The 13749-nt window shown below is 66.8% G+C and carries 8 protein-coding genes and 1 pseudogene; 7 read left to right on the top strand and 2 right to left on the bottom strand.

What is annotated here, in order from left to right; translation table 11 throughout:
- Positions 1-55: 55 nt before the first annotated feature.
- The gene (locus PWG71_RS21480) at positions 56-664 is read left to right on the top strand and encodes a hypothetical protein (protein ID WP_274811728.1); all 609 of its coding nucleotides are present in this window, start codon (positions 56-58) and stop codon (positions 662-664) included.
- 934 nt (positions 665-1598) lie between these two features.
- On the opposite strand, the pseudogene PWG71_RS28855 reads toward PWG71_RS21480, so the two are convergent.
- Both PWG71_RS28855 and PWG71_RS21475 read right to left on the bottom strand, forming a co-directional pair.
- Positions 1599-2327 (bottom strand): annotated as a pseudogene (locus PWG71_RS28855) (zeta toxin family protein); the annotation flags it as partial.
- Entirely contained in the window at positions 2260-2553 is a 294-nt protein-coding gene (locus PWG71_RS21475; RefSeq protein WP_274811727.1) for a hypothetical protein, read from the bottom strand. The gene PWG71_RS21475 and the pseudogene PWG71_RS28855, both read right to left, overlap by 68 nt.
- A gap of 693 nt (positions 2554-3246) precedes the next feature.
- On the opposite strand from PWG71_RS21475, the gene PWG71_RS21470 reads away from it, so the two are divergent.
- From PWG71_RS21470 to PWG71_RS21445, 6 genes are all read left to right on the top strand, one after another.
- Positions 3247-4113 carry a hypothetical protein gene (locus PWG71_RS21470; RefSeq protein ID WP_274811726.1) on the top strand — a complete coding sequence of 289 codons (867 nt, stop codon included), beginning with the start codon at positions 3247-3249 and terminating at the stop codon, positions 4111-4113.
- Positions 4114-4225: 112 nt separating this feature from the next.
- Positions 4226-6580: a hypothetical protein gene (locus PWG71_RS21465; protein WP_274811725.1), complete on the top strand. Its 2355-nt coding sequence runs from the start codon at positions 4226-4228 to the stop codon at positions 6578-6580.
- An 89-nt stretch (positions 6581-6669) separates the two neighbouring features.
- Positions 6670-9801, top strand: a complete 3132-nt coding sequence (locus tag PWG71_RS21460) for a hypothetical protein (protein WP_274811724.1) — start codon at positions 6670-6672, stop codon at positions 9799-9801.
- Between the two features lie 251 nt (positions 9802-10052).
- Entirely contained in the window at positions 10053-10376 is a 324-nt protein-coding gene (locus PWG71_RS21455) for a hypothetical protein (RefSeq protein ID WP_274811723.1), read from the top strand.
- 166 nt (positions 10377-10542) lie between these two features.
- Complete coding sequence (locus PWG71_RS21450; protein ID WP_274811722.1) at positions 10543-11838, top strand: hypothetical protein; 1296 nt, start codon at positions 10543-10545, stop codon at positions 11836-11838.
- A gap of 339 nt (positions 11839-12177) precedes the next feature.
- Positions 12178-13728, top strand: a complete 1551-nt coding sequence (locus PWG71_RS21445) for a phage tail tip lysozyme (RefSeq protein ID WP_274811721.1) — start codon at positions 12178-12180, stop codon at positions 13726-13728.
- The last annotated feature ends 21 nt before the right edge of the window (positions 13729-13749 follow it).

The raw sequence follows: 13749 nt of genomic DNA, 5'->3' as shown, positions 1-13749 counted from the left end.
ACCGGGCAGTGTTGAGAACCCCTGGATTGCCGGTCGAATCAAGGAGACCCCCAGCGTGACCTCCCTCAAGACCCCTACCAAGTCGCTCGCGGTCGCGAGTGGTGCGGCTCTGCTGACCCTGACCGCGTGCTCGGGTGGCGCTGCCGCCTACGAGTTCGCCGAGCCCTTGACGGAGCCGACCCAAAGGATCGAGTTCCGCGTCCCCGAAGAGTTGGTCGAGCTGAACGAGGAGTACGCCGAGACGCGCGTGCTCGAGTCCGTCACCGTTTCTTCGACCGAGTCCGAGGAGCCCGGGCGGTGCTCTGTGGAGTTCCGGTTCGAGTATGTCGACGGCGGTCCGGAGCGTCTGCTCACGTTCCTGGAGGAGACGTCCGAGGGTTCCGCTCCGGAGGAAGACCGTATGGCGAGCCGACTGACCGGCTCGGGGCCGGACTCGATCGAGTTCGGTGAGAATTACGGTTCCGCGGTGGTGTCCCGGGGGTGTGCCACCTCGCCGACCGATGACGAGACCACCGTGGAGGTGAACTTCCCCATGCTTGAAGACGGTTCGTTGGACAACTTCGCTCAAGCCGAGGTTTCCGTTATGCAGGGCGGCGAGCTGTTCATCCACGAGCCGGAGATCGACGACTGGCAGCTCGACTCCAACGGCAACTGGATCCAGTAGGACCAGTTCGTACGGGTTTCTCTACCTTCGAAAGATCGCCTGGCCGCCTCCCGGGGCGCAAGAACGTGGACGTGTGCGATGCGGGAGCACGGCCGGTTGTTCCGTTCGGTGGGAACGCCTCCGCGACCTCAGGTCGCGGAGGCGCCAGGGTCCACGGGGACGTGCACGATCGCCTATGGGGCGTTATTCGCCGTATCCCCGGTCGCCCGACTCGGCTTGGTACTGGTCGCGTTCGTAGGTCGTGCCCGTGTCCGGGTGCAGCAGCTTCTGGTAGATGCCGGGCGCCTTGGACGGCGTCTTCACCGTGATGAGCGGCTGAAGCCTCGCGTAACCGTGCGGGTCGTCGTAGAGCGCCTACTGGGTGCGGTGCTCGGCCATCGACGCGGTCGGCGGCTTCGGTGTCTCCCAGATCTTGCTGGAAGTCCTCTCCGCCGTCCGGGTGTCCGTGTCCCGGTGGCGTTCCGAGGCTTTGTCGGGTGTGGTGATCGGTGACCCGGGCTCCCGGGCGGGCTCCGGGCTTGCGGTCGGCTCCCGCACCTTCTCCCGGGCGGCCTCGGGCGTGATCGGTCGGGCTCCGATGCGAGCCTCCCGTTCCCGTGCGGTCTCGGGTTTGCCCAGTGCCTCCCATGCGAAGATCGAACAGGATCACCCGTTCGGCCGGCTCACGATCCGGCTCCTGTCCACGCGGTGAAGCGACAGCGATCGGTCCGAGTGCCTGAGTGGCTCGTTCGTCCAACGCGGTGAGTGTGGTGTACCAGTCCGGGCCGAGCTTGGCCGCGACCTCCGGTGTGGGCGGGTTCCTCATCTCGTCCTGCATCTGCACGAACGCGGTGGCCGTCTCTGGAGTCCAAGGCCGTTCCTCGCGTTCGTAGGCCAGTGTGGCGGCCAGGCGCGGCTCCTGGACCCACCGCCCGTTCTTCACCGCGTTGTCGTAACAGGGAACGCCCTTCCTGCGGCGGAAGAGCCGGGCCCTATCGACCAGGTCGGGTTGCTCGTCGATGAGACGGCTCACCCCGGTGACTCCCTCATAGGTCTGGTCGGCGTTGGCCTGCACGGTCAACCGGCCGGCCCCGCGGTCGCGAACCTGTTCGAAGTAGCGGTACTGAATGCCCTGGTCGCTGATCACCTTGGGGACCGCCATCCCCACGGATTCGACCTCATATCCCGCCCCACGGAAGTCACGCATCATCGTGGCGCTGTGCCCGGGATCTTGGGAGGTGTCCTGCACGATGACGTTGATGCGGTTCTCGATCGCGTATTCCCGCGCCTTGGCCATCCATTCGCGGCCGTCGGTACGCGTGGCCGCGGTCATGAGTTTGTCGTCGCGCTGCATCAGCTCGTCGTATTTGTCGTGGTAGGGCTTGTACAGATCGCTGTCGAGGTCGATGTGGCCGCCGCTGTCATTTGGCTCGGGGTCGATCTCCTTCTGTACACGGCTCTTGCCCGAGCCCGGTTGGGAGATGAGGAAAACCGCCCGAGGGCGCTCCTGCGGCTCCCGCCCCGTTAGAAACTGGGGACGATTCGCTTCCGGAAGATGTAGTCGTTTCTCTCGGGCTTGAGCTTGAACTGTGCGGGGTCGAAGCCGGCGTCGCCGCTCACTGGTGTGTCCGCCTGACCTTCTCTGCCAACTCGGTGAACTCGGCACGGACCTGCGCGACCTCATCGGCGTCCGCGGGGTCGAGTTCTTCACGTCGGCGGACGCACGCACGTTGGCCTTCTTCGGCCTGTTCGATCACCTGCTGGTCGGGATTCTCCGTGGCCTCCTCCCGGGCGATCACGGCGCTATAGGCGCCCACGGCGCCGTTGACAGCCTCCAAAGCGGCTTCGTATCGACCGGCCTCGGCTCCGGTCCATGAGCGCCACTCCCTGCTGGAAGAGGTGCCATTCATGTTGTCCGCCTTTCTGGTACGGCTTCTGAAAGGTTGGAGAGGACGTAGGCGACCGGGGTTTCGTCACGGTTTTCGGTCGATGTCAGCCTTGCAGATATTTCCAGATGGTGCGTGTGGGGTTCGCGTCTTCTTCGACGGGGCGATGCCCGTGCCTTGGGCAGGGGAAGGCGTCTCGGAACCGGGAACGGAAAAGGTCATCTCGGCTCATGGAGGAGGAACTCCTCGGCCTGGTCGCGGTTGTCCTCCTCCCGGTCGCCGGGCTACTGGGAGGAGACGAAGGCCTCGTCAGCGGCCGCGGCCGGTTCGATCTTGTGGAGCGTCGGACCAAGCCGTTCCATGAGTTCGGTCAAGATCGGATCTCCGTTTCGTTCCCTTTCGCCGAACTATCGCGCAGACTTCGGCATCTTCCTTGGAGCAACCCGATAGTCCCTACCTCCACCCCCCTGTCCCCCGAATCGCCGTAGGAGACACCCGTGCCTCCCCGGGAACGTGAACCAGAGACGCGAACTGTTCCGATGTCCGGACCATGTGGCCCCATCCGCCGTAGCGGCTGATCAGCCCGCTGATCGGCCTGGGACAGGCCGCCGGACGGTCGGATATGCCCCTGGCGCACACGTTGGTGAGCATCTGTCACTGTCCGACCGCAACTGTAAGGTGTTGCTCGTAGACGAGCAGAAGTGGAGTATCCGAACGATGGCCAAGAGCGTCTTCAAGATCCCCACCAGCCTGGATCGGTCGTTCCTGGACCACGAGGTCGCGCTGGCGGGTGGCGGCTGGCAGATGCGGCCGCTGCCGATGAAGGTGATCCTGTTCTGGGCCGGTTCCCTGATGCTGCTGTTCTGGGTCACCACCTCCACGTTCGTCTCCAGCGCCGACTGGTGGCTCATCCTCCTGGTGGTCATCTGGTGGCTGGCGGCCACCGCCTTCTTCGGCCAGTACTCCAAGACCAAGGAGATGCGCTTCTCGTCCCTGCCCGCGCTCCTGGAATACCTGCCGCGGCCCGCACGCCGCGTCATCACCCGGCGCGGATCCAACCCCAGCGGCTTCTACTCGGTGCTGGGCGTCAAGAGCGTCGACGAGACCGGCTACATCGAGTGGCTGGACGGCACCGTCGGCCAGGCCTACCTCGTCGTCGGGTCCGCCTCGGTCCTGGTCTTCGACGAGGACAAGAAGGCGATCCTCAACCGGGTCGACGCCTTCTGGCGCAAGGTCGACACCAACGCCGAGTTCATCTGGGTCACCACCAAGGAGCCCCAGCGGGTCTACCGGCAGCTCGGCAACCTGGAACTGCTCAACCGCGACCTCGAAATCCGCGACCCCGAGCTGTTCGACCTGCTCGACGAGCGGTACTCGATCCTCAAGGACTACGTGGGCGGGCAGTTCACCTCCATCCACCAGTACCTGGTGATCAAGGGCGACAACCTGGAGGCGCTGCGCCGGGCGCACGCCCTGGTACGGGCCGAGGTCGAGGGTTCCAGTCTCATGATCAAACAGGCCGTGATGCTCAGCGCCGACGACCTCTACGACATGCTGCGGACCGTCTACACCGCCGTGCGGTAGAGCGGTCCCGGCGACGCACGGGCGCCGGGACACCCCTGCGGTCGCGACGGGGTCGTGGGCCTGTGGAGTGCCAAATATCTGCTGGTATATGAGGAGAAAGCGAAGGGCACGGATGACCGGCTCACCGTACCGAAGCAGCGCGACCGGAACCTCGCAGGGGCACCTACCCGGTGCGCTCTCGCAGAACGCCCGCGCATCGGCCCAGGCGGACGGTGCCGGCTCCGATGCGTATGAGAACGAAGACAGTGCCGCGATCGCCCCGCTCCCCGGCACCCTGTTCTCCAGGTTGAAGGAGAGCGGGAGGCCGGCGTCCGAACAAGAGGACACCGAGGACGAGCAGGACGAGGACCCGTACGCGGGGATGAGCGCCGCCGAGCGCCGTGCCGAGCGGAAGAAGGAGCGCCAGCTCGGCGGCACCTTCGACGACCACCCGCACCTGCTCGCCCTCAAACCGCGTGAGCGCTACGTCTTCCGCAGCGACTACTTCGAGATCGACGACCACCACGCGTGCGTCCTCGGCTTCTTCCACGACGATGGGGCCCGCGACGACTTCGGCGCGTTCTGGGGCATCAACCGCATCCCCACCGGGCTGCCCGAGGACGTCACCGTCGTGGTGCTCGAACAGGTCCGCCGCATGGGTGAGAAGTGGATCGAGGAGCGGCTCAAGACCGCGGAGAAGCTCGACCGCCTGGAGGAGGGCGAACAGGCCCAGTCGGGCACCATGAGCTCGCGGCGCAAGGCCGCCAAGGTCAGCGACGACATCGAGATCGTCGCCGGTGAGCTCCAGGACGGCGCCAGCTACCTGCACGTGCACGACCGCCTCCTGGTCAAGGCCCCCGACCTGGAGGTCCTCGACGACGCCGTCGAACGGATCGGACGCCTGTACATCGACCGGTTCGGCACCCTCAAGGTCGCCGCCTACCCCGGCGAACAGCGCCAGGAGCTCACCAACCTTCTCGGCAAGAACGAACGCAAGCGCGGCAAGGGCTTCCACTTCACCAGCGTGGAGTTCGCCGGATCCCACTCGCTGGTCACCAACGGGCTCAACGACCCCGCGGGCGAGTACGTCGGCTTCATGGTCGGCGACGTCAACAACTCCGCGGTGCTCTTCGACGTCAACGCCTACGACCACCACGTGGTCGTCGCCGACAACACCGTCAACCCGGTGCTGGACCGGGCGCACGTGCCCGACATGTGGGGATCGAAGATCTCCCAGGCGGCCCTGCTGTCCAACGCCCGCACCGTACACGTCGTCCTGGACGGGGCCCGCCTGGACGACCTGGGACCGCGCCTGGACGCCCTCACCGCCCGGTTGGACATGAACTCCGGCGACATCAACATGTTCGAGATGTTCGGAGACCAGGAGAACGAGCTCAGCATCTTCCCGGCGCACCTGGAGAAGGTCGTCCTCATGGCCGAGCAGGCCTACGAGACGACCGATCAGGACCGCTCCATCATCCGCGGTTCGCTCAAGGAGACGCTGACGCAGTTCTACATCGACAAGGGCATGTGGGCGCGCAACGCCAAGCACAACCGGAACCGGCTGCGGGTGGTGGGCGTGCCGCACACCCAGGTGCCGCGCCTCCAGGACATCGTCACCTACTTCGACACCCAGTACCGCGCGCTGGCCAACTCCACAGCCCGTGACGACGAGGCGCTGCACGCCTACAACATCCTGCGGCTGGTCTTCAAGGACCTGCTCGACAACAACGGCGACCTGTTCAACACCCACACCAACGACGAGATCGACGGGGTGGCCGACGCCCGCCGCGTGCTCTACGACTTCTCCCGGCTGCTCAAGCGCGGCAAGGGGGTGGCGATGGCCCAGCTGGTCAACGTCATCGGCTTCGCCGTCGACAACCTGGGCCTGGGCGACACGGTCATCATCCACGGCGCCGAGAACATCGACGACCGCGTCAAGACCTACCTCACCGAACAGTTCGAGCACCTGTTCCTGCGCGGCGGCCGGGTCGCCTACCTGTACAACGACGTCGACAGGATGCTCGCCGACTCGGCGTTCAACCGCTTCGACGCCGCCGACTGGACGGTGCTGGGGCCGATGCGCGACGCGACGGTCACCGAGTACCAGCGCCAGTTGCACCAGGACATCCCACCCGACCTGGAGCGCCTGGTGACCACCCGCGGTGAGAACCTCGCCTACCTGCGGCGGGGGCACACCAACGTCGTGTTCCACCTGGACCTGGCACTGGGCGTCAACCCGGCCCGTGCCGAGCGGCGCGCCGAGCTCTTGGAGGCCGGCCGGCGCGGGCGGGCCGAGCGGGAGCAGTCGTCGGCGGTCATGGCCGCCAAGGGAGAAATAGCCGAGGAACGCGCTCGGCGTGTGGCCGAGACGGGGGCCGAGGCGCGGCTGCGCGCCGAGCGCATGACACCGGGCAGGAAGCCGGACCGGCGGGCGGGCAGGCAGGACCGGACCACGGCGAGTGACCGCATCGGACGCGACCGGTGACCGACGCGAGAGTGAAGGAACGGATGATGGAGCAAGGCGCTCCTGTGCGCGCACGGCTCGGCGCGCCTGCCCGTGGGGAGGGCTTCAGGGTGCTCGCGCGCCTGGCCGCGTGGGCGCTGGTACTGGCGTTCCCCTTGACGTTGTTGCTGGGGTCGACGGGCACGGCGCACGCCGACGACGACGAGGACATCCTCGGCCGCCTGTCGTTCTACCGGCTCTCCTCGTCGATGACGGCGCTGTTCTCCACGGCGCAGGAACCCGGCAGCGATATCGCCCTCGCCGATACCGAGTGGGAAACGCTCCTGGACAACCCGGCCAGTGCCGGGTCGATGCTCGGCTACGCCGACTCGAACTACAACCCGATCATGGGATGGCTCAACTCCCACATCGCCCAGTCCTCGGACAGCGTCGGCTACGACACGCTGAGAGGCAGCGAAGACGCGGGACTCCAGGGAGTTCAGGGTGCGCATGACTACGCGTTGTTCGGCGCCACGCTCAACGGGCTGGGGCTGGACTCCACCAGCACGGGGCTCTCGCTGGGGTTCTTCAACGCGATCGCGGGCGGGATCATCTTCCTCCTGTACATCACCTCGGCGGCCATCGATGTCCTGTGGTCGGTGCTCATCTCCGCGCTGACCTGGCTCAACCCCTTCAGGTTGTTCTACTGGGCGATCTTCGCGCTCAACCCGGACTTCGCCAACGGCATGACCGGCGGTGAGCGGCCGGAAGGTGCCCTGGCCGGCCTCGCCCAATGGATCGGCTCCTGGTACCTGGTCCTGGTCGAACTGTCGTGGACGGTCATGGTCCCGCTGTTCATCGGTACCTTCCTGTTCAGCGTCGTGATGTTCAAGAAGCTCGACAAGGGCTCGGCACTGAAGAAACTCTTCATCCGTTTGCTCTTCATCGGTCTGGGCCTGCCGCTGCTCGGATCCATGTACACCGGCATGCTCAACGCCATGGAGCAGGCCACCGACGAGGGGAACTCGGGTTCCACGCGTGTGGTGCTCTCCACGTTCGTGGACTTCGAGGGCTGGGCGATGCAGCAGCGCCTGCGTGTGCCCGAGAAGGGGGACCACGATGTGTACATCGAATGGGACCACAACCGGAACGCCCCCTCCGGGCGCTCCCAGGCGAGCGTGCGGGAGTTGGCGCTGCTGATCAACGCCCAGGTCCTGGGTCTGGAAGGCCGGATCGACCCCGTGAACGCCGGGGCCGGCTCGTGGGGCCAGACCGCACTGGAGCCGGCCGCCGAATCGGTGTTCACCGAGTCGAGGTACGCCGAGGTCACGGACATCCTCTTCCGGTACATGGGCAACGCCCACGTGTCCGCCTCGTCGTTCGAGACCCAGTCCAAGGCGACTCTGGACTGCGACGCGGACAACTGTAAAGCGCGCCAATGGTTCGATGATTACATCGGTGATCCGGACGAGGTCGTGCAAGTCGAGAGCGAGGTGAAAATCCACCAGAACCCACTGATCTGGGTGGAAGAAGGCGTGGGCCTGAGCACGTACAAAGAGCTGCCGCCGGAAATGCAGGAGGAGGACACCGATTTCTTCGACTTCTTCTCCTTCTTCCGCTACACCAGCTTCCACACCAGGGGAGACGTCAGCGACTGCGGGCTGAGACTGGCCAAGTCCGACGGTTCTCCCGAGGCGTGCAACCTCTCGCCGCTGGCGATGTACAACTACCTCAACACCGACTTCGGCCCGACGTCGTACACGGCCTACTCCTCCGGCAAGACCACCAGCGAGGCGACCCGGTCCATTCACAACTCGGTGTCGATGGTGGGCACCGGAACCATGAGCTTCGTGTACTGGGTCAACGCCGTCGTGCTGCTGGGCGCGTTCATCACCATCGGCTTCGGTTACGCCATCGCGATGGTGATCGGCAACATCCGCAGGAGCTTCCAGCTGATGACGGCGATTCCGTTCGCGACGCTGGGTGCGATGGCGGGCATCGCGAAAGTGATCGTCTATTCGATCGCGATGATCATGGAAGTCGTGATCACGCTCTTCCTGTACAAGTTCGTGCAGGAGTTCCTCCTGAGTATCCCGAGCATCATCGAGATCCCGTTCTCACAGGTGCTCAACGAAGGCGGTGAAGGCGATACCACGGCGATGGTCGCCTTCCTGGCCTCCGGAGGGTTCATCAGCATGGTCGTCACCCTGGTGTCGATCATCGCGGTCATCCTTTTCACGATCATGGCGATGCGCCTGCGCAAGACGCTGGTCAAGGCCGTGGAGGAGGCCTCCACCAAGCTGGTCGAGAAGCTCACCGACGCCCAGATCGCGCCCCCCGGCGGCGGTGGCCAGGGCCAGGGCATCATGCCCGCCCTGGGCCGGGGGGCCGCCGCCGGTGCCGGTGCGGCGGCGGCCAACCGGATGATCGGCGGCGGCGGTTCCCAGGGCGGAAAGGGCCCGAACGCGGGCGGCACCAACGGCGGCGGTCCCGAGGGCATCAGCACCTCGGCGGCGAGCAGCAACGACACCAGGGTCGGCGGCGACGTGGACACCGACGGCACGCTGGAGGGGCCCGACGGGTCCGGCGGTGGCGGGGACGACCGCCGGCCGGGTCCGGGTCTGGACGCCGGGGGTCTGGGTGGAGACGCCGAGCGGGAGGCCGAGCTCGGTCGACGCGTCGAAGCCAACGGCCTGTCGCTCCCTCCGGGCAGCGACGCCCCCGGGCCTTCCGACCCGGACAACCCGCGGGTCGGCGACGGCGATGCGCTGGACGTCGCGGCCGCCTCCGCCCAGCACTCCGCCGACGAGTACAGGAAGTCCGACCGGGCCAAGGTCGGTGCGGTGAAGGACGGTGTCGAGGCGGGCGCCCACGCCGGGATCGCCGCCGGCCGCGCCGCGGCCGGCGACGGCGCCGGTGCGGCCAAGTCGGCGGGCAAGGCCGCGGAGAAGGGCGGTTCGGCTGTGGCGAAGAACGCACAGGCCGCTCAGCACAAGGAACAGGCCGGGAAGTCCTCCCTCGACAATCAGGCCCCGAACCCCACGCACCAACAGCGCATCAAACAAGGACAACAGATCTCGCAAACCGGACGCGCCGTGTCCAACACCGCAGGCATGGCGAGCGGCGGTACCGGGGGCAAACCCGGAGGTGCCGGTGGCAAACCCGGTGGCGGTGGACCGAAGCCGAGTGGCTCGACTCCCTCGGCCGGCCAGAAGGGCGGAAACGCGGGTAAGTCGGGCCAAGACAAGAACAGGAGAAAGTAAGCGCTGATGAGGACCGAGAGCGGGGCCCTCCCCGCCCTGAACAGGTGACGTTTACCCTCATCTTTCAGCTAACCATGCGCAGAAGAAAGTTGTTGACGGCTGTGCCCGATGGCTAGAATCTACGCAGAACCCCCCGAACACACCCGTACCCCCAGTGACCCCCAGCAGATCCCCATCGGACTCCGTCGGGCCCCGCCGCGTTGTGCACTGCCCAGCGTCAGGCGTCGGACCCGAACAGGACAAGGACAAGCATGAACATCACCAACCTCCCCGCTGCGGGGTGGGACCTCGTCTCCTTCTTCGAGAACGCCCGCAATTACGTGGGTACGGCAGGCGGTGGCCTCCTCGCGCTGATGGGCACCGTCGGCGTCGTGTGGGGCGGCGTCCTGCTCATCAAGAAGCTGATGGCCTCGCAACAGGACCAGACGAGCTGGATCAAGATCCTCGGCCTGGTCCTGGTCGGCGGCGCTCTCATGGTCGGCGGATTCTCCCTCATCTCCAACATCGCCGCGGGCGGCCGCACCACGATCGAGGATCTGGGCGGCGGCATGATCCTCCTCCAAGGCCTTCTCTGATCCATGGCCCGGCCGGGTATCGATCGGCGAACGCGGGAGGGTCGGTGGCCGACGAGGCCGTCGGCCCTCTCTTGCGTCCAGGGGACCCCCTCCGCCGCCGAGGCGACGCCGCCTGGGCGGCGACAGACCAGGTGCACCCGAACAGCGGAGCAGCGGAAAGGCTTGCATGAAAGAGACCGCGAAGACATACGCGGCGAAGCTGAAGCTGGGGCCCCACCACGCCATCGAGCGGTTCGGGGTCGTCACCGGCGTCGTCGCCATCACGTTCGCGATGCTGCTGGTGGGAACCATCGCCTCGGCCACGGCCAACAACAGGGCCCGCCTGGACGAGACGGCGCTGTACACGACCTCGTTCACCACCTCCAAGACCGAACTGACCGGCAAGGTCCACGGGGTGTACACCAACGACGGGCGTACCCGCGCCCTGGTCCTCATGCGGTTCGACGGCTCCGCCGCCGGATCGTTCTCGACCGACGCCGCCAACTACCAGGCGTTCCTCACCGGCTCCAACGAACAACTCGACACCCAGGCGCTGGCGACCTCCATCACCGGCTCGATCGTCGTGTTCGGCTCCACCGGCTACCTGGGGGTGGTGCTCGACTCCGACGCGCCGTTCGAGCAGCAGATCGCGAGCCTGACCCTGCGGGCCAACAGCGAACTGGTCTACAAGGAGGACTCCGGGCGCGAGCTCCGCGAGGACCTGCAGGACGACGGCAGCTTCACCGAGTTCGACCAGTGGCGACTGTTCGTCAACCCCGGAGCCTCGGGCACCGAAGAGGCCGCCTCGCTGGGCGGCGAGCGCATCGACCCCGCCGCCCTGTACTACGAGCTGGTGGTCGCCGCACAGGAGCAGGAGATCCGTGAGGCGATGGACGGGCAGCTCATGGAGATGCGCGCCGTCCTCAACCGGATCGACGAATACAACGGCGAGATGAGCAGGGTCAACGTCGACGGGGTGTTCATCGAACCCCCGGAGGTTCCGGTGCAGGTCGCCGGCGACGCCGTGACCGGCGAGCCCGCCGACGCCGAGGCCGAGTCCACACTCGCGCTGGAGGCCGACTGGGTGGACCCGCGCGGCTACGACTTCGACTGGCGCTCGGGTTCGGTCGAGGAGGGCTACCTGGACGCGATCATGCCCGCGGGCGAGACCTCCTACGTCACGTTCCTTGGCGACAAGGCCCGGGCCGTGGACGAGGAGAACCCCGGGTTCGCGCCCAACGACATGGCGTGGCTCCTCACCGATGGCAACGACCTGAAGGAGCACAGGCAGACGAGCCAGGCGATGGAGCCGCTGACCAACATCATGAACAACACCACGCAGGCCTACCAGGACTACCACCGCCTCAAGACCGCCTACCAGGTCGACTCCTACAGCGAACTGCTGGACCTGGAGGTGGCGCTGCGCGGCGTCGACTCATCCGGGTCGGTCAACGCAGGCGAGGAGGCCCTGCTCACGTACTGACCTGAAGCGGTACGGGCGAAGCGCAGGGAACGCGGACGAAGGCGTCCGGAGGCGAGAGGAGAGGGCGCCATGGCGGGGACCGGTGGTGGGGCAGGGGGCGTGCAGCCTCCGGGCCTCGGTTCGGGTGCGTCGGACCAGGTCGGTCAGGCCGCCCAGAAGGGGGTACCCGATTCCGGTGATGCCGCCCGGAACGGTGGGGCTCAGGGCGGATCGGGAGCAGGAGGGGCGGGCCCGGAGCAGGCGAACCCGCTGAAGGGTCCGGTCGGAGACAAGGGGGGCCTTCCCGCGCTGGGCGCCGGAGGCACTTCGGCGGCACCCAAGGGCGGACCCGAATCCGACATGAAGGGTGTCGCCAAGGGGGCGGGCGTGGCCGGCGCGGTCCCGGCCGTCGGCGTCGGCGCCCAGCTCATGGTCCTCCTGATGTTCCTCAACTGGCTCAAGGGCCTGTTCGCCATGATCGCCGCGCTGATCATGAATCTGCTGAACCTGCTCTGGATGATGGTGGTCGCGGCCGTCAAGGCCGTGGTGGGCTTCGTTCTCGGAGTGGGCGCGGCCATCGCCTCGGCCGTGGGAGGAGCCATCGGCGCGGTCGCCGGTGCCTTCGCCGCGTTCGGTGCGGCCACCCTGGCCGTGGTCAGCCTGGCCGTCGGTACCGTGTACACGGTTCAGGAGACCAACGCCATCGCTCAGCGCGACGCCGTACCGGTGGACTGCCGTCCCATGACGGAGGCGACCGTGCGCGAGATCGACGACAACACCCGGTCCGGGGCCGCTAACGCGGACATGGAGGCGACGGCCGAGGAGGTGTACTCGATCCTGGCGGGCATGGGCATGCAGGACGAGAACATCGCGGGTGTCCTGGGCAACTTCCAGCACGAGTCGGCGATCGACCCGACCGCCGTCGAGACGATCTACAACGAGCCCTACAAGATCGGCCCGCGCAAGCAGGAGGCGCAGGAGAACGGTTTCCAGGTCGAGCTGATCGATGCCGATTACGCCGCGAGATGGCCCGCCATCGATCTGGTGGGCATCGGTCTGGGGCAGTGGACCAACGGCCGCAACTCGATGCTCACCGACTACGCCGACAGGACCGGCGGGGAGTGGTGGGAGCTCGAGACCCAGCTCAGTTTCATGATCTCCGACGACGACCCCGCGCGCGTGCGGTTCGTCAAGGACCTCATCGAGGACCCCTCCGGCTCGGTCAATGACTCGACCCGGGACTGGATGGTCAAGTGGGAGGGCCTGTCGCTGGACGTTGCCGTGAACCGGCCGCGGCTCACCGAACGCCAGGAGCACGCCGCCATTTGGTTCGCCAAGTTGGACGCCTGGGAAGCCGATGAGGGGCGGGCCGCCTCCATCCTGGACCAGGCCCAGACCACGGTCGTCGCCGCCGACCAGGACCGTCGCAACGCCGTGGTGCAGGAGTGCCGCACCGCCAACGTCAACGGATCCAGGGGCGGCGTGGTCGCGGCCGGCGAGCAGATCCCCTGCGACTCCCTGGGGCGTATGCACCCGGACGCCTGCCGCCTGCACGAGCACCTCCAGGAGGAGTTCGGCGGCTTCTTCCTGGCCGCACACGGTCAGCGCAACGAGGCGGGCAGCAACCACAACAACGGTCAGGCCATCGACTACATGATGGCGCCGGGAGGTTCCGTTCCCAGCCAGGAGATGTACGACTCGGCGATGACGATCATCGACTACCTCATCCCGCGGGCCGAGGAGTTCAACATCAAGGGCATCCTGTGGGACCACCGCAAGTGGGCCGCCGGGAACGACCCGGTCGGGCCATGGAGCGACGAGACCACGCGGTCCGCGGGCGAGCGCGGGAACAACACGCAGAATCACGTCGACCACATCCACATCAGCGTGGGGCCCGACGATTTCGCCTAGCAGGGTTCAGGGCGGACCGGC

Source organism: Nocardiopsis sp. N85 (genome assembly GCF_028882275.1).
In the GTDB taxonomy this organism is placed as follows: Bacteria; Actinomycetota; Actinomycetes; order Streptosporangiales; family Streptosporangiaceae; genus Nocardiopsis; species Nocardiopsis lambiniae.
Note: the sequence above shows the minus strand (reverse complement) of the source record. Positions and strands in the feature narration are given on the sequence as shown.

What these genes read in the sequence shown, in the direction of transcription:
- PWG71_RS21475 (WP_274811727.1), bottom strand. Translation starts at nt 2,553, where the DNA reads ATGAATGGCACCTCTTCCAGCAGGGAGTGGCGCTCATGGACCGGAGCC.
- PWG71_RS21470 (WP_274811726.1), top strand. Translation starts at nt 3,247, where the DNA reads ATGGCCAAGAGCGTCTTCAAGATCCCCACCAGCCTGGATCGGTCGTTC.
- PWG71_RS21465 (WP_274811725.1), top strand. Translation starts at nt 4,226, where the DNA reads ATGACCGGCTCACCGTACCGAAGCAGCGCGACCGGAACCTCGCAGGGG.
- PWG71_RS21455 (WP_274811723.1), top strand. Translation starts at nt 10,053, where the DNA reads ATGAACATCACCAACCTCCCCGCTGCGGGGTGGGACCTCGTCTCCTTC.
- PWG71_RS21450 (WP_274811722.1), top strand. Translation starts at nt 10,543, where the DNA reads ATGAAAGAGACCGCGAAGACATACGCGGCGAAGCTGAAGCTGGGGCCC.
- PWG71_RS21445 (WP_274811721.1), top strand. Translation starts at nt 12,178, where the DNA reads ATGAAGGGTGTCGCCAAGGGGGCGGGCGTGGCCGGCGCGGTCCCGGCC.